Origin of the sequence: Desulfitobacterium chlororespirans DSM 11544 (genome assembly GCF_900143285.1) — a bacterium.
Lineage (GTDB): Bacteria > Bacillota > Desulfitobacteriia > Desulfitobacteriales > Desulfitobacteriaceae > Desulfitobacterium > Desulfitobacterium chlororespirans.
Genome location: NZ_FRDN01000004.1, coordinates 503,788 through 520,778, shown reverse-complemented (window position 1 = coordinate 520,778; position 16,991 = coordinate 503,788). Strand labels below are relative to the sequence as shown.

11 protein-coding genes and 1 pseudogene are annotated in these 16,991 nt (G+C 51.1%); 10 read left to right on the top strand and 2 right to left on the bottom strand.

Annotated features, from left to right (window positions below; all coding sequences use genetic code 11):
* The first annotated feature begins 116 nt into the window (after positions 1–116).
* Positions 117–2,329, top strand: a pseudogene (locus BUA14_RS05280) (hypothetical protein).
* A 244-nt stretch (positions 2,330–2,573) separates the two neighbouring features.
* The gene (locus BUA14_RS05275; RefSeq protein WP_242954560.1) at positions 2,574–4,055 is read left to right on the top strand and encodes a sensor domain-containing diguanylate cyclase; all 1,482 of its coding nucleotides are present in this window, start codon (positions 2,574–2,576) and stop codon (positions 4,053–4,055) included.
* Between the two features lie 101 nt (positions 4,056–4,156).
* Here BUA14_RS05275 and BUA14_RS05270 read toward each other — a convergent pair whose 3' ends face one another.
* Together BUA14_RS05270 and BUA14_RS05265 are read right to left on the bottom strand one after the other, a co-directional pair.
* A complete protein-coding gene (locus BUA14_RS05270; RefSeq protein WP_072771607.1) occupies positions 4,157–5,278 on the bottom strand; it encodes a YibE/F family protein in 1,122 nt (373 codons plus the stop codon).
* A gap of 200 nt (positions 5,279–5,478) precedes the next feature.
* A complete protein-coding gene (locus tag BUA14_RS05265; protein WP_072771606.1) occupies positions 5,479–6,234 on the bottom strand; it encodes an ATP-binding cassette domain-containing protein in 756 nt (251 codons plus the stop codon).
* Positions 6,235–6,424: 190 nt separating this feature from the next.
* Here BUA14_RS05265 and BUA14_RS05260 point away from each other — a divergent pair, with 190 nt between their 5' ends.
* The 8 genes from BUA14_RS05260 to BUA14_RS05225 all read left to right on the top strand — a co-directional run bounded on the left by BUA14_RS05260 (position 6,425) and on the right by BUA14_RS05225 (position 16,926).
* Positions 6,425–7,072 carry a TetR/AcrR family transcriptional regulator gene (locus BUA14_RS05260; protein WP_072771605.1) on the top strand — a complete coding sequence of 216 codons (648 nt, stop codon included), beginning with the start codon at positions 6,425–6,427 and terminating at the stop codon, positions 7,070–7,072.
* Positions 7,065–8,366 carry an MFS transporter gene (locus BUA14_RS05255; protein ID WP_072771604.1) on the top strand — a complete coding sequence of 434 codons (1,302 nt, stop codon included), beginning with the start codon at positions 7,065–7,067 and terminating at the stop codon, positions 8,364–8,366. Before BUA14_RS05260 ends, BUA14_RS05255 begins: the two co-directional genes overlap by 8 nt.
* Positions 8,348–10,666 (top strand): FtsX-like permease family protein, encoded by a 2,319-nt coding sequence (locus BUA14_RS05250; RefSeq protein ID WP_072771603.1) that lies wholly within the window; start codon positions 8,348–8,350, stop codon positions 10,664–10,666. Before BUA14_RS05255 ends, BUA14_RS05250 begins: the two co-directional genes overlap by 19 nt.
* A gap of 3 nt (positions 10,667–10,669) precedes the next feature.
* A complete protein-coding gene (locus BUA14_RS05245; RefSeq protein WP_072771602.1) occupies positions 10,670–11,428 on the top strand; it encodes an ABC transporter ATP-binding protein in 759 nt (252 codons plus the stop codon).
* 227 nt (positions 11,429–11,655) lie between these two features.
* Positions 11,656–13,245 (top strand): RND family efflux transporter, encoded by a 1,590-nt coding sequence (locus BUA14_RS05240; RefSeq protein WP_072771601.1) that lies wholly within the window; start codon positions 11,656–11,658, stop codon positions 13,243–13,245.
* A 12-nt stretch (positions 13,246–13,257) separates the two neighbouring features.
* Positions 13,258–13,986, top strand: coding sequence for an ABC transporter ATP-binding protein (locus BUA14_RS05235; RefSeq protein WP_072771600.1), 729 nt, complete (start codon positions 13,258–13,260; stop codon positions 13,984–13,986).
* Complete coding sequence (locus tag BUA14_RS05230; RefSeq protein ID WP_072771599.1) at positions 13,983–15,203, top strand: ABC transporter permease; 1,221 nt, start codon at positions 13,983–13,985, stop codon at positions 15,201–15,203. The genes BUA14_RS05235 and BUA14_RS05230 overlap by 4 nt, the downstream gene beginning before the upstream one ends.
* A gap of 127 nt (positions 15,204–15,330) precedes the next feature.
* Positions 15,331–16,926 carry a cell wall-binding repeat-containing protein gene (locus BUA14_RS05225; protein WP_072771598.1) on the top strand — a complete coding sequence of 532 codons (1,596 nt, stop codon included), beginning with the start codon at positions 15,331–15,333 and terminating at the stop codon, positions 16,924–16,926.
* Positions 16,927–16,991: the final 65 nt, after the last annotated feature.

Genomic DNA, 16,991 nt, shown 5'->3' with positions numbered 1-16,991 from the left:
ACAGGAAAGGCGGGCGTCTTTTCGTGCTGCAGGGGTTCCCCTTTGCGGGGGTAGAAGCATATCATATTCCATAAATTGCCGACATCCTTATTTATGCAGGGAGATGAGTGCAGGATATGCTTTTCGAGCGTGAAGACTGGAAACTGTTCCGGAATATGGAGACACTGACCCAAAAGGCGGGAGTGCCCAAAAGCAAATTGTCCATGCTGGTCTGCAAGGAACTGGCGGATAATGCCCTGGATGTGTGCGGCCAGTGTGAGATCGGTTTTGAAGACGGTTTTTTTTATGTCAGGGATCAGGGGCCTGGGCTGGACCCCGCACTTTTTTCCATCAACAGGCCCTTAAGATCCTCCAAATACCTGAGGCTGCCCACCCGGGGAGCGCTGGGGAACGGTCTGCGGGTGGTGGCCGGCGCGGTGGCCGCTTCAGGGGGGGAGTTGTATGTTTCCACAAGGGGCAGGCGTTACCGGATTCATTTTCAGCCCGATGGGACGGCCCGGCCCGAGAACCTGGGCGATGCTCAGGAAATGGGCACCAAGATCAGCTTCCAACTGGGCAGACTGCCTATCAACTCAAGCTGGGCGCAGACGGCGGTCCGCTATGCCGGCGGGGAGAGCTACCGGGGAAGGACCTCCCCCTGGTGGTATACCAGCGAGAATTTCTTCGAGCTGTTCCAGGCCTTCGGCGGCACCGTCCGGGAGCTTATCCAGCAATTGACGGCTGCACCGGGGGCAAAGGGGGGAAAATCGCCGCCCTCTATCCCAAAACTCCCGCCGGGGACCTGACCTTTGCCGAGACGGAAGGGTTGCTGGGGGAAATGAGAACGGCGGTCAAAAATGTCAGGCCGGCGAGATTGGGGCGGATCGGGGAGCGGGAGGAATGGAGCAGTTACAGCAAAGGGGAGGGCGTCTTTTATGTGGAGAGTGCCAAGGGGGAACATAGAGCGGAAATCCCCTTTGCGGTCGAAGTCTACGCCGAAGCCTCTTCCAGCCCCGACATAACGGTTTTGCTCAACAAATCCCCCATCACGGGCGGAGTCAGTCTCTACGACCGGGAGAAGCATGAACTGGGACTGTTGGGCTGCGGGCTGTACCTCTCTTTTCGGAGCAAGCCCGTCCGGCTTCTGCTCAATATCATGACCCCCTATATGCCGCTGGTGACGGATGGGAAGGAGCCGGATCTTTCCGTCGTGGAGGATGTCATCGAGGAGACAGCCGCCCGGGCCGTCCGCCGGGCCGGGAAAACCCTGACGGGGCTGCCCGCAGGCAAAAAGAGATCCCATAAGGAGATCGTGGCGGATTGCCTGGAGCAGGCCATTGCCAAAGCCAGCGGCAACGGCGAGTACCGCTTCAGCCTGCGTCAGCTTTATTATGCCGTAAGGCCCTATGTAATCCGGGAGACCGGCAGAGAGCCGGATTACAACTATTTCTGCCGGGACCTGGTGGGGGGCTATGAGGCACGGCACGGCGACATCCCCCTCATGTACCGGGATGAGCGGGGAACCCTCTATCATCCCCATCGCGGCGAGGATATCTCCATCGGCACTATTGCGGTGGAGAATTACCGCAAGCCCCTTTGGACGTTCAACAAAGTTCTCTATATCGAAAAAGAGGGTTTCTTCAATGTGCTCAAGGAAAGAAAAATACCGGAAAAATACGACATGGCCCTGCTCACCAGCAAAGGGTATGCCAGCCGGGCGGTCCGGGACCTGCTGGATGCCCTGGGGGAACATGCCGAGGAGGAGATCATCTTTTTCTGCATTCATGACGCGGACGCCTATGGCACCACCATCTATGAAACTCTGCAAAACGAAACGGGAGCCCGGCCCGGCAGAAAGGTAAAGATCATTAATTTGGGGCTGGAGCCCGAAGAAGCTGTGGCTATGGAACTGGAAGTGGAAAAGGTGGAAAGATCAGGACGCAGAAGAGGGGTGGCCAGCTATATTGAGCCTCAGTGGGAGGGCTGGCTGCAGAGGAACAGGGTGGAACTGAATGCTATGAGCACCCCCCAGTTTCTGGCTTGGCTGGAGGAGAAGCTGCAGCGTTACGACAAAGGAAAGGTGATACCACCCGAATCCGTCCTGCGGGAGAATCTGGAACAAAGCCTGGAGGCCGGAATCAGCCGGGCCATCGCAAAGGAGATCCTGGAACAGCATAACCATGCGGGCCGGGTGGCGGAAGCGGTCCGGCAGGTCAAAACCGATTGGGAGGAGCGGCTGACCGGGCTGGAAGAGAGGGTGCGGGAGGAGCTCCGGCAGGAGCCGGTCAGCCACTGGCAGGACATTGTGAAGGATCTGTCGGAAGCCATGTTGAAAATCCGCCCTTTTTAAAAATCAGGAAGCAGGCTTCGTAATTTTGCAAACTGTCGGATTTTAACGGTGGAAACCACAGAGAACAGCCTTTAGTCCAGCTTCATATACACCGGTACCGCAAACACCCCACCTTCTGCCGCAAAGGGGACCCCGCCGCCGTACTTTTTTTCCTCTGGATTTGCCCGCCAAAATCCATATAATTAGGTGTAGGGCCGTTTAGGCTAATACCCCGGACACCTGGCGGAAAGAAGTGGGGCGCAACGTGCAGTATATTACCTTTTCCATCGTTTATGGGATTATGATATTTATTTGGACTTTTGTGTATCTGAATAAAAGCAAGGATAAAGTCAATGAGTCCTTTTTGGGCTTCTTAACCGTGGTTATCCTCTGGATGGTTCTGAGCATAAGCATCGCCGGCGACGATATTTCCACCCTGGGGCTTGTGCTGAAAACGATCTATTTTTACAGCATGCTCAACATGGCGGTTGCTTTCTTGCTGTTTATCTACCGGTTTATCGGCAGGAAGCTGGACGGGGTATTTTATATGTCGGTGACCATCAACACCCTCACCATTCTGGCCAGGTACCTGTTTCCCATCGATTATGCGGATCCGACTTTCTGGCGGCTGACCGACCCGGTCGTCGCGCCGGTCATGTCCGCCTTGTTCAGTCTGCCGGCTGTGTTCGCCCTGATTCTTATTGTGCGGCACTATAAAATGACGCGGGACGCCAAATTAAGAACCCAATTGAGATTTGTCTTGAGCGGGACCGGACTGGCCTGTCTGATCAGCATAGTTTCCGAATACATCCTGCCTGCTTACTTTGGGCTGGAGAGCAATCTTTCTCTCATGTATTTTGCTATTCTTATTTTTATTGTTTATATTTTCCGCTCCATCATCAAGTTCAAATTCCTGAATATACAGTCCGACTATGTGTACAGAAGGTTGTTTTTAAATTCCGGCGAAGGCATCCTCATCGTCAACCGGCATTTAACCATCGTCAGCATCAACAACCTGGCCAAAGAAATTCTGGAGAATAAGGCTATCGAGCCGGGGGATAAGATAACGCAGCTGATCAAAACCTACGATTTTGACACGAATTATAAACAGCAGGAGATAACCATTGTGTTGGAAAGCGGAGAAAAATATCTCACAATGACCCAGCATCCCATAGACCCGGATGATCGGGATTCAACCAAGCTCCTGGTAGTCAACGATATAACCTCTGCCAAGCTGAAGCAGAAGCAGGAAAAAGAGCTGCTGATGAAACGGTCTTCAATCGATCCGCAGACCGGCTTTTTCAATAAGCAGTATATGCTGGACTATGATGAGGCAGAAAATCCGGATTTGGGCAATACGGCTTTGCTGTTTATCGATATTGACAATTTTAAATCTATCAATGATCTTTACGGACACCTGGCCGGGGACAGTATCCTGAAATCCGTGGCGGAATGCATCAGGTGCAGCATAGGGAGCGAAGCACAAGTCATCCGGTTCGGCGGGGATGAGTTCGTGGTGATCTTTGCAAATCCCGGGAAGAATGAAGCTTACCTGACGGCGGAGGAAATCAGGAACAAGGTGAATGGTTTGATCTTGCCGGAGCACTACGGGGATTTGACCATATCCCTCAGCATCGGCCTGGCGGAAGGCCGGGCTCCGGTCAAAGAGCTGATCACCCAAGCGGACGAGGCCATGTACAGTGCCAAAAGCCATGGCAAGAACAGAACGATGATCTTTCTGCATTAGCAAAACCGTGCCCCAGTCTGCCGACAGGGTTATCGACAAGATAGTCACGTCAAGATAGAATTGTGTTCCTCATAGCTGCCATCCTTCATAGGAAAGTCTGGTCAGGGATGTTGCCGTTGAAAAAGGAGGCCGGCAACAATCGCAGTTATTGGAACCGTAATCGTAAGGCCGATGCTTCCGGCCATAGACCTTAAGATTTCCGAAGCAATGATTTCCCGGTTGATAAGCTGATGCAACGATATATTCTCGGCAGATAAGAGGAGCAGCATATAGATGGAACCACCTGTATAAGCCAAGATCAAGGTATTGGCCATGGTACCAATGGTGTCTTTTCCAACATTCATACCTGCTTTGATTAATTGGCAAGAACTTAACGAATAGGTCTTTTCTTTCAATTCATTTACGGCTGAAGCAATGGACATGCTGACATCCATGACTGCGCCGAGAGAACCGATAATGATTCCGGCAAAAAATAAACCTTGATAACTGAATATAGAATCTTGGGAAAGATATTCCAACAGATAGGAGTCTTCATCAATGGCTCCGGTAAAATGCGCTAAATCGCCGATTGTGATCGTAAGATAGGCTGCAGCGCAGAGACCGCAGAGGGTTCCGATAATAGCGGCAAAAGTTTTCTTATTATGACCTCCGACTAAGAGCAACGTAAAAATTGCGATAACCGAGCATAAACCGATCGTAATATAGGTTGGATCATAGCCTTGTAAAATAAGCGGAAAAAGAACGTAAATAATCGCAAAGTAGGTTGCAAGCAGGGAAAGAATAGCCCGGATGCCTTTGGCTCCTCCGATTAATACGAGAAGCCCAATAAAACCCAATAAGAGGTAGGTCATATACTTATCGCGGGCAATCTCTGTAATACTGACTTTCTCCACAGCCCCATCCCCGTTAAGAAAAAGGGTAACGAACACCTCGTCGTTTTCTCTAAGAGTAATTCCGTAAAAAATACCGGTAGCATAAAAACTCGTAACAAATCTTTGCTGCTTATGCGCCCCCTCTAAGGTAATTAACTCCACAGACTGAGCGGAGTTTTGATGCTTTTGCAGATCAATGCTGATAATTCTTGCTCGGATCATTTTTTCTTGTTTCTCTGAAGAGGATGATGATATCTCGGCGGCGGCCAGGCAGATATGGCTTGAAGATATAAAGGAAAACGCTATACAAATGACCCCCAAAACGATGTATTTATAAAGATTTTTCTTCACTTCATTCCTCCTTGGGCAAAGGTTGTCCCTAATATTTATGTGTATGATTCAAGATTATTCTTCTAAAAAGATCCAATGTATCTATAACAAAATATTTGCAGGATAAGGCAGTAAGGAGCCGGCAAGAAAGTCTTTTCGCCGTATATGATAAAAAGTCATGATAGTGGCCTAACCACTATCATGACTTTACTAAAGGTCAATCAAAACTCGCTTTCCCGTTTTTTGAAAAAATCATAGTAGATGCGGACATTTTCCAGCTCCGTCCATCGTTTCACCGCTACGGGATTTTCATCAAGATCATAGACTTTAGCTCCCCTCAGAGCCAGGAGAAAAGGGGAATGGGTGGCGATAATGAACTGGCATTGCCAAAACCGCGCCGAGTCCTCGATAAACTTCATCAATTCCAGCTGACGCTTTGGGGAAAGGCTGTTTTCTTTTCTGACGAAACGGGACTGAGAGTTAAACCGGGCATGGTTGACCCTTTTCAGCTCCTCGTAGTCGGCCAGGGATTTCAATTGGAACCGGGAATATTTCGCTTCCAGATAGTCGTCAAAAAGCTCTTCCCGCTTCCGGTCAATTCCTTCATTTAAGCTGCGTATGTTGAGCATATAGTCAAAGACATCATCGCTGGTAATAATCCGGCTGTGTTCAGGAAGGGCGGCTTTAAGCTCCATCTCACATATGGCGACATAGTCGGGGAAGAAACTGGATTTGTTATAGATGGCATCCCGGGGGACTTCCGTTTTTTCGGCGATAATATTTAATAGGGTCGATTTTCCCGAGCCGTTTCCTCCATATAAAATGGTGATGGGATCAAAATCAAGCCTTTCCAGCCCCCGTCCCGGCAGGACCTGAAAGGGATAATAGGAGTCATAGCAGGTTCGTTTGACCTTGTCCTGGAAGAAGCCGGATTCCATGTCTCCGTCGGGAAAGGTAAACTGATCTAAATAAATCATGCTGTCCTCCCCATGTTCATCGATAATTCTTTAGTATCATGATAAGGCAGGAGAGATGATTTTGGCAATGCCGCGGCAACCCTAAAGCCGAACCCAACAGCTTGATTCGACGGGAATTCTTCTTGACAATTCAAAGATAGTCGATTACCCTGTAATAGACAGACAGTCGGTCTGTTGCAGGAGGTATAACATGAGGATAGTCAAAGAAGCTGAAGAACGCAGAAACGAGATTCTCGACGCTGCGGATGAACTTTTCGCTCAGAAAGGCTTTGACGGCACCAGCACCAACGAGATTCTCGAAAAGGTGGGGATTGCCCGGGGAACGCTGTATTATCACTTTAAGTCAAAGGAGGATATTATGGACACTCTGATTGAGCGGCATAATGTCCGTCTTATGGAGGCGGCCCGGCAAATTGCCGCGGATAAAACTCTGGCGATTCATGAGCGCATTGTCCGTGTCGTTATGGCCTTGAACTTAAGAAGTGCAAGCGGACCAGAAATTATCGAACATCTCCATAAGCCGCAAAACGCCCTGATGCACCAAAAAATACAAAAAGCGATTTTTGGGGGCGTTACACCGATCCTCGCTGAAATTATCGGCGAAGGGATTGAAAAGGGGCAGTTTAATACACCCTATCCCTATGAATGCATGGAAATGGCCATTGCCTATGTCAATACCGTTTTTGATGGCGATGGGGTTGAGATGACCGAGGAGGAACGGGCTTCACGCATACGGGCGTTTATCTTCAACTTAGAAAGACTGCTCGGTGTGGAAAGCGGAAGTCTTCTGTTCGCCAGGCAAATGTTTGGTAGTGGAAGCAGAGGCGGCCATGAATAATTCGGAAAAATCTTTTGGGAAGTTTATGCTTCTCTGGTCCGGAGAATTTATTTCGGCTGTGGGAGGCGGGCTGACTGCATTCGGGCTTGGCGTCTATGTTTTTGAGCAGACGGGAAAGGCCTCGGCCCTGGCCCTGGTGACCTTGCTGGCCTTTATGCCGTCCCTTCTTCTCAGTGCTCCGGCGGGGGTGCTTGCGGACCGTTATGATCGCAGACTCCTGATGGCCCTGGGCGACAGCCTTTCCGCGCTGGGTCCTATCTTCATTCTCGTTTGTATGCTGCAAGGGGAAGTACGGCTATGGCAGATTTGTCTGGGAGTTACCATCAGCTCAGTGTTCTCAGCGCTGCTGGAACCTGCCTACAAAGCCACGGTTACGGATTTGCTGACCGAGGAACAGTATGTCAAAGCAAGCGGCCTTGTTCAGGTGGCGGGTTCGGCAAAATATCTGATTTCACCGATCATTGCGGGCTTTCTGCTCATCGTTTCCGATATCAAGCTATTGCTGGTCATCGACATCTGCACATTTTTGGTGACGGTTACCACCATTCTTATGGTGCGCAGCGGTCTGGCCGCCAAAAAACAGGAACAGGTTCATTCCTTTGTCCGCGAATTCCGAGAGGGCTGGGGTGCTGTGTCCGGAAACAGGGGTGTGCTTGTTCTCATCCTGATGGGGACCCTCATAACCTTTTTCCTCGGCTTTGTTCAGACGCTTTTCACACCGGTGATCCTTGCTTTTGCGGACAGTTCCGTATTAGGAACGGTGGAAACAATCGCCGCTTCGGGGATGCTGGTAACGAGTGTGCTCATCGGCATCCTGCCGATTAAAAAAGGGTATGTGAAAATACTCTCCTGTTCCTTGTTTGGTGCCGGAGTTTTTATGGCGGCTTTCGGCCTGGGCGAGAATATCATCTTGATTGCCGTTTCGGGATTTTTCTTCTTTGCCATGCTTCCTTTGGCCAATACAAGTCTGGACTTTCTGATCCGCACGAACATCAACAATGAGCTGCAGGGCAGAGCTTGGAGACTGATCGGCGTTATCTCCCAGTTTGGCTATATTATCGCTTATGGGATCTCCGGTGTTCTGGCCGATTATGTATTTACTCCCCTGCTGCTGGAGGGCGGGCTGCTCGCCGGCAGCGTGGGCAGGGTTCTCGGTACGGGAAGCGGCAGAGGAACAGGGCTGCTCATTATCTGCGCGGGAGTGCTGCTATGTGTGACTGCAGTCATTTTGTACCAGCTGAAATCAGTGAAAAGCCTGGACAAGGGAGGTGAATTATGTATTTCAGAATCCTAGGCAATGGTATCTTCAAAAGCAAGACGGTTACCCTGATCACCATGATCTTTGTCGCCGCCGCGGCCCTGCTTGTTTCCCTGGCGGCAGTGCTGATCGTGAATTTACCCGGCGCGCTGGATACCTTAATGAGCCAGGCCAAAACCCCCCATTTTATGCAGATGCATGGGGGAGCCATCGATAGGACCCGGCTTGCGGATTTCGCGGAGGGCAACAACCAGGTGGAGGATTTTCAGGTGCTTGAATTTCTCAATGTGGACGGAGCACAGCTCGTCATTGGCGGTCACTCCCTGGCAGATAAGATTCAGGATAACGGGCTCTCTACCCAGAGTGAAAAATTTGACTATCTCCTTGACCTGAACGGAAAGAGGATCCAGGTGTCCGATGGGGAGATTTATGCTCCGATCAGCTATATGAAGGATGGCACAGCGAAGGCCGGTGACCGGGTTGTGATCTGGGGAAAAGCATTTACCGTCGCAGGGTTTCTCCGGGATTCCCAGATGAATTCGCCCCTGGCTTCGTCAAAGAGGTTTCTGGTGAGCGAAAAGGACTATAGTTCCCTCAAAGAGTTTGGCAGTACAGAATATTTGATTGAGTTCAGATTAAAGGAGCTGTCCTCCCTGGGCTCCTTTGAAGCCTCTTATCTTTCCGCAGGACTAGAAACCAACGGGCCGACGGTTACCTATCCGCTTTTCAAAACCATGAATGCCCTTTCCGACGGGCTGATGATTGGGGTTATTCTCCTGGTAAGCCTGCTTGTAGTTGCCGTCGCACTCCTCTGTATACGTTTTACCCTGCTGGCAAAAATCGAGGACGATTATCGTGAAATAGGCGTCATGAAAGCCATCGGCCTGCGTCTTGCCGAGATCAGGAAAATATACCTTGCCCAATATGGGGTGATTGCGGCGGCAGGCTGTGTTCTCGGCTTGATGTGTTCCTTTTTGTGCCGGGACAGGCTGCTGGAAAACATACGGCTGTATATGGGGGAAAGCGAGCACGCTTCTTTAGCCTTGATGTTTGGAATAAGCGGCGTACTGCTGGTATTCCTGACGATCCTTGCTTATGTAAACAAGGTGCTGAAGGGCTTTCGGAATATATCGGCGGCGGAGGCGATCCGCTTCGGGATGTCACAGGAAAAAGCCCCGGGCGTCAGGAAGTTTCGCCTGAGCAGAAACAGGGTGCTGAGTACGAATGTCTTTCTTGGCATCCAGGACGTTCTCACCAGGACAAGATTGTATGCCACCATGCTGGCGGTGTTTGTGATCGCGTCCTTTATCATCATTGTTCCGCAGAATCTGTACCATACCATTTCCTCAGAAGACTTCATCACTTATATGGGGATAGGGAAATGCGATCTGCGCATCGACGTCCAGCAGACCGATCATATTTCCGCAAAGGCGGCGGAAATTGTCAAACATATGGCAGGGGACAGGGACATATCCCGCTACGCTGTGCTGACGACCAAACTATTCAAAGTCAAGGGTCCGGACGGTATAGAGAAACGCCTGAAAATTGAGCTGGGCGATCATGGGGTGTTCCCGGTAGCATATTCTCAGGGCAGAGCACCTGCTGCGGAAAATGAAATCGCGCTTTCGGTTATCAACGCCGGCGACTTGGGCAAAAAAACCGGAGATGGGATTACCCTGGTGAGGGGAGGAAAGGAAACGAAGCTTACGGTATGCGGAATTTATTCCGACATCACCAACGGAGGGAAAACGGCAAAAGCTGCTTTTGCCGCTCCTGAGGCGGACATCATGTGGAGCGTAATCTATGCGGAGCTTGGCAATCGCTCCCTGGTAGGCGGCAAAGTTTCAGACTATGAAAGACGCTATGGATATGCCAAGGTTTCGGATATTAATGAATATATTCGGCAAACTTTCGGCGCCACCATCAGCTCCGTGGGTAAGGCCTCCCGGGCCGGAACGGGGGTGGGGCTTATGCTGACGCTGCTGGTTACCCTGCTGTTTATGAAAATGCTTGCCGCCAAAGATCGCTATTCGATTGCCGTACTGAAAGCCTTAGGTTTTACAAGCCGGGATATTGCGGCACAGTATGTTTCACGTTCAGCCGTTGTTTTGATTGCGGGAATTGTTTTGGGAACGCTGCTGGCCAACACTCTTGGCGAGGCACTGGCAGGCGGAGTGATCTCCTGGTTCGGAGCGTCCTCTTTTCAGTTTACAATTAATCCTCTCTGGGCCTATCTGATGTGTCCCTTGATGATGGCCGGTTCCGTACTGCTCGGAACCATGAGCGGCATAGCCAACGGGGGGCAAATTAAGCTATCCTCCCATATAAAGGAGTAGTCTATGAAACAGATTGTCACCGGTGAAACCATTGTCAAGTATTTTGGCAAGGGCGGCGAGAGAGTCAAGGCTCTGGATAAAGTCTCCCTCCAAATAAACGAAGGCGAATTCATTGCGGTTATGGGGCCTTCCGGATCGGGAAAGTCAACGCTTCTGTTCGCACTCAGCGGTCTGGACGGAATTGACAGCGGGAAAGTTATGTTTGAGGGCCGGGATATTTCGCTACTCAGTGAACATGAACTTGCCGACCTGCGCAGAACCAAAATAGGATTTGTTTTTCAGCAGCCCACCCTGTTGAAAAATCTGAATATCCTGGATAACATCCTTCTTCCCGCTTGGCGCGGCAACAGAAAAAACACCCTGCAGATAACGGAAAAAGCCAGAAAGATTATGAAAAGAGCCGGGATTGCGGAGCTGGAAAAGCGGGATATCACCCAGGTTTCGGGCGGGCAGCTGCAGCGTGCGGGAATCTGCCGTGCTTTGCTGAGCGGTCCGGAAATTATTTTCGGGGATGAACCCACCGGCGCCCTTAACTCAACATCTGCCCAGGAAGTGATGAGCCTGTTTTCCGAAATCAATCGGGAGGGGACTGCGGTTATGCTGGTGACTCATGATGCCAGGGTAGCGGCGGCGGCAGAGCGCATTCTGTTTATGAGTGATGGCAAAATAGTCAGCGAAATACGGTTTCCCCAATCAGCCGGTAGGGATGCCGGGAACAAAATAAGGAAAATCACGGCAAAAATGCAGGAGATCGACATATAATAACGGAAAGACAGTAGAAATATTTAAATCTCTGACACCAATTCATTAAAGGGTTGGTGTCATTTTTATGCAGAGGGAAATTCCGTCCGCTTGAGTACATTCAGTTAATTTTCAGCTAACACTAAGTAGTCTTTAAGCATGGACCGTTATAATTATGGAGGAGCAATCTGGAAACTATTAAGGAAACAGTTAGTCTGGGCAGAAACAAGGAATAGAGGAGAGAGGGTATGAAAAAAAAGTTGGTGATTACTCTGGTCCTTGGCGTTGTTGTATTGGGCGGAGGAGGTTTCTGGGCTTACCAGCATTTTCAGGAGAAACCCCAACAAACGTCCTTGCTGACAACCACAGTTAAGAAGGGTGATATTATCCAGGAGATTACAGCTACAGGAACTGTGATGTATCCTGAAGAGGTTCCCCTGGCCTTCGAACAAAACGGCAAGGTGCGGGAAATCTATGTAAAAGTCGGCGATGAGGTAACAGCAGGTCAGGCTCTGGCCCAGATGGATACGGAAACCTTGCAGCAGGAGGTGACCGAGAGTATGGCCAGTCTGAAAGAAGCTGAGCTGAACTGGCAGCAACAGAAAGTGGAAGCAGAAGGCACGCTGGTTAAAGCCAGGCAAGCGCTCCGGACAGCGGAGCAAAACGCTGATCCGGCTTATTTGCAGAATCAGCTGGCCATTGCGGAACAAAGTCTTCTGATTGCCGGCAATAATCTGGCGGCCAGTCAACTAAGCGGAGATGAATCGAGTATCTTACAGGCCAAAACCGCCCTCACTCAGGCCCAGTCTGAACTGATCAATGTTCAAAATACATATAACGGTGGTGCGGAACAGGCTGTGGACTCAGCAAAAGCCGATCTGGAAATCGCCGAAGTGAAATTAGCTCGTCTTCAGGAAAGGACTTCCCTGGCCCAGGCAGAAACCGCTGTGGTGAAAGCACAGGACAATTTGGCCAAAGCAACCTTGGTTGCTCCTTCAGATGGGGTGATTATCGATATTCCGGTAAAAGAAGGGCAGACCTTAAGCAATACGACCACCGTGCTCAATTTAGCCACCGGAGGAGAGCTGTTGATCGTAGAATCCTATGTCTCTCAGGATGAAGTGACAAAGATTAAAACAGGTCAGAGGGCCAATATCTCCCTGGATTCTGCGCCGGAGGATTATATGAGCGCAACGGTGACCCAGGTGGCCCTAAAAGGAACAACGACTCAAAATGTAACCACTTTCCAGGTGACAATGCAAATGGATGAAGTAACAGACGCCATACGGCCGGGAATGAACGCTAATGTGGGGATTATCATAGCCGAAGCCAAAGATGTTCTCATCGTACCGAGTTCAGCTGTACAAACCCAGGGAGATCAGAAAGGGGTTCTCCTGCTCTCCAATCCGCCATCTTCAGGCAGTCCATCCTCAGAGGGGCAGATGCAGGGAGGGCCTTCCCAAAGGGAACAAGTTCAGGGGGAACAAGCAGAAGCTCAAAAGGAACAAGCCCAAGGGGAACAAGCTCAGGCAGGGGCCGCTGAACCCAGGAATTCGGAGAGGTCCGCACCCCAGGGGACTATGTCAAATAACCGGGAGCAGGGAGGTATGGGGGCAGCACAGTTTGTTCCCGTTGAGACGGGTCTGGATGATGGGACTAATGTAGAGATTAAAAGCGGTTTAACAGAAGGGCAAAGGATTGTGGCAGGGACACGAACAAACTCATCCGGTTCCAACACGAATGCCAATTCCAACAGGAATATGAACTCCCCCGCCGGAGTGATGCCCGGTATGGGCGGCGGAGGCGGATTTGGCGGAAGCGCACGGCCCATGAGATAGGGGGGACCAAGGGTGATCCAGCTTAAAGGAATTAAGAAAATCTATACAACCGGGGATATTCAGGTCCACGCATTGCGGGGAGTGGACTTTCACATCAAGGCCGGAGAGTTTGTATCCATCATGGGGCCCTCCGGTTCAGGGAAATCCACAACGATGAATGTCCTGGGCTGTCTGGATATTCCTACAGAAGGAGAATATCTTCTCGATGGTGTGGATGTGGCCAAGGCCACGGCTAAAGAATTAGCCAAAATACGCAACCGCAAGATCGGTTTTGTCTTTCAGGGATTTAATCTTTTACCGCGCACCACGGCTTTGGAGAATGTGGAGCTGCCCATGCTGTATGCCGGGATCAATGCTAAAGAGCGTCATCAAAGGGCGGTGGAAGCATTAGAGTCGGTGGGTTTGGGAGACAGGGTATACCACCGGCCCAAAGAGCTGTCGGGAGGCCAGCAGCAGCGGGTAGCGATTGCCCGGTCTTTGGTGTGCCGGCCGGCCATTATTTTAGCCGACGAACCCACCGGAAACCTGGACAGCAAGGCCAGTGGGGAAGTGATGGCCATCTTTCAGCGCCTGCACCGGGAGGGGAATACCATTGTGCTGGTTACCCATGAGCCGGATATAGCGGAGTATACCCAGCGCATTATCCGCTTCCGCGATGGGGAGATCGAGAAAGACGAAGCCGTCGAAAACTCCCGCGTGGCTAATGCTCTCCTTGACCGGGAGAAAGGAGGAGCGGTGTGAACTTCCTGGAATTGATGAAAGTATCTTTACGGGCTCTTTATGCCAACAAGCTCCGCTCGGCCTTAACCATGCTGGGAATTATCATCGGCGTGTTTGCCGTGATTATCATGGTGGCCATAGCCAATGGGGCAACCCAATCTGTAACCGCCAATATACAGGGGCTGGGTTCCAATCTGCTTATTGTCTCTGCAGGGCAGTCCAGCTTTGGCGGGGTGCGGGGCGGGGCGGGGAGTGCCAACACCTTGACCATGGAGGATGTGGCGAAGGTGAGAGCTGCCGGCTCCGCGGTCAAGGCGGTGGCTCCGGTGGTGAATACCAATGCTCAGGTGGTTTATGGCACGGGCAATACCTCCACCAGTGTCATGGGGACAACTGCGGAATATGCCGATGTCCGCAGCATCAAAATAACCCAGGGAAGGTTTATAACCGAAGAAGATATCACGAAATCCGCCCGTGTGGCGGTGGTTGGCCCTACCGTGGTTGAAAATCTTTTCGGGGATGCCAACGCGGATATTATCGGCAAAAACATCAAACTGAACAATATTCCCTATCAAGTGGTTGGCGTTACGGTGAGCCAGGGCTCATCCGGGATGACCAACAATGACGATATGATCTATGCCCCCATTTCCTCCGTACAGTCCCGCCTGGTGGGGAGCAAAAGCGTGCGCCAGATCTATATTGAAGCCGAGTCGGCTCAGCTGATGACTGAGGCTCAGGACCAGGTTACCTATGCCCTGCAGCTGGCTCATAAGATTCAAAGCGGCCAGGAAAATGATTTTACCATTACCAACCAGGCCGAAGTTCTGGAGTCCATGGAAGAAATATCCCAAACCATGACCCTGCTCTTAGGGGGGATCGCGGGAATATCCCTGCTGGTGGGGGGAATCGGTGTAATGAATATTATGCTGGTATCCGTCACGGAGCGAACCCGGGAGATAGGCATACGCAAAGCCATCGGAGCCGGGGAAGGGGATATACTCTTCCAGTTCCTCATCGAGTCGGTGGTGCTCAGTCTGATTGGCGGAATGATCGGTATCCTTTTAGGGTGGGGAGGTTCCTTGATCGCCAGTGAGCTTTTCGGTGTCACAGCCAGCGTATCCCCGTCCTCAGTGGGCATAGCCTTTGGTTTTTCCGCCCTGATCGGAATTGTGTTCGGTGTCGTCCCGGCCAAAAAGGCCGCCGCCATGAATCCGATTGAGGCCTTGCGGTATGAGTAGCAAGTGTTAGGAACGGAATAAAGGTATGAGCAAAATGAAGCTATGAGCAAATGAAGATGAGCAAAACTAGCAGCCGGAAAAGAGAGAGGTCTGGACATTTGCTAAGAAAGAGAGGAGGAGAACCAGAGTGGCGGCCAAAAAGAAAAAGAGCCTGGCTCTTGCAGTATGCCTGTTTGTCCTGCTGGTAACCCTAATTCCCGGAACTGTCCGGGCAGCTGATGATGATGATGTGGATTGGAACAAAGGGGTGCTGGCCTATTTAGTCGTGGATGCAGGGGATGCGCAAACAGTGATCGGTTCTGCGGATACCATCCATTTCCGGTTGTATGATTTGAACGGCGATCCCTATAGCGGCTCGGTATCCGGCTATATTACCGATCCTGATGATGAGGTGACCTATGTCTCTATAAGCGGGGGTCAGGGGAATTATTCCATAGCCAATTTTAATTTTGATAAGCTGGGCAGCTACTCCATATTTCTGTGGGATCAATATGATAATTATGCCGGCGGGACGGTTAAAGTAGTTGAACCGGTCATCACCCTAACGGGCAAGCCGGTGGTTCATTCGGAAAGCAAGGTAAGCGTAAAGATTGCCGACCCTGATGGCAGAGTCCTTGCCCGCCAATCCATTACTGTGGACGGGACAGAAGTCGGTGCCGGCTCGTCGAGCTACACTACGTTATTTGACGGCACCTTTACTTTTACCATCACCCCCAAAAAGCCGGGCACTGTCAGCATTATCTATGGCGGGCATGTGGTGGGGACTGTGGAAGTTGTGCCGGCCTACACCCCGGGCAGCCGCATCGGCGCTCAGGCCGCTGATAATATGCAGCTCTCGGTGGCAGTGGCTCAAAGCGGATGGACAAAGGCCTCCACCGTCATTCTGACCCGGGACGATGTGGTGGCAGATGCTATGGTCGCCGTGCCCTTATCGAAAAAATATGATGCTCCTATCCTGATGACTCCTTCCCAGCGCCTGAGCAATGAAGTTCTTCATGAAATTCTCAATCTGGGGGCGGAAACAGTCTATATGATCGGGGGAACGGGTGCCATCTCCCCAGAAATTGAAAACGAACTGCAAACCTTCGGGATAACCACCTATCGCTTGGCAGGTGCCAACCGTTATGATACAGCTGCGCAAATCGCGGAGTTGGTCGGTCCTTCAGAGAGAGTCTATCTTGCTTACGGATACGGAGAGCCTGACGCTATAGCCGTAAGCGCCTTTGCAGCAGCCCAGGGTGCTGCCATCTTGCTGACGGATACCCACAGTCTGCCGGAAGAGACCCAAAGCCGGTTAAAGCAAATCTCGCCTGGGGAAGTTGTGCTGCTCGGAGGGACCGGCATCATCAGCTCCGCTGTGGAAACCCAGCTTAGCGGCCAATACGCTGTGAAGCGCTGGGGAGGAGCAGATCGCTATGGAACCCAGCAGATCATCTTCCAGAATCTCCTCACCCAAGAGACTCCTCTCTATATTGCTTCGAGTTCGGTCTCTCCTCAGGATGCGGTTCAGGGCAACCCCAAGGGAGACGCTTTATTGGCTGCCGCTTTAGCCGCCAAAGTAGGGGGCTGCGTCATGAGTGTTCCCCAGAGCAGCCTTCCTGCTGCTGTCAGCTATTCCTTGCTATATAATAAGGGATATATCTCAGAGGCCACAGTGGTCGGGAACTCAGAATCAGTCCAGACGACCTTGGAGTATCAGATTCATGAACTGGTGAAGCATTAAGCGGCGAAAAACAGGTTATAGCAAAAGACGGCTCCGGCATCAGCCGGACACCGTCTTTGGTGAAG

Excerpts from the sequence above, each read along its gene's own strand:
- BUA14_RS05265 (WP_072771606.1), bottom strand. The coding sequence starts at position 6,234 with ATGATTTATTTAGATCAGTTTACCTTTCCCGACGGAGACATGGAATCC.
- BUA14_RS05260 (WP_072771605.1), top strand. The coding sequence starts at position 6,425 with ATGAGGATAGTCAAAGAAGCTGAAGAACGCAGAAACGAGATTCTCGAC.
- BUA14_RS05255 (WP_072771604.1), top strand. The coding sequence starts at position 7,065 with ATGAATAATTCGGAAAAATCTTTTGGGAAGTTTATGCTTCTCTGGTCC.
- BUA14_RS05250 (WP_072771603.1), top strand. The coding sequence starts at position 8,348 with ATGTATTTCAGAATCCTAGGCAATGGTATCTTCAAAAGCAAGACGGTT.
- BUA14_RS05245 (WP_072771602.1), top strand. The coding sequence starts at position 10,670 with ATGAAACAGATTGTCACCGGTGAAACCATTGTCAAGTATTTTGGCAAG.
- BUA14_RS05240 (WP_072771601.1), top strand. The coding sequence starts at position 11,656 with ATGAAAAAAAAGTTGGTGATTACTCTGGTCCTTGGCGTTGTTGTATTG.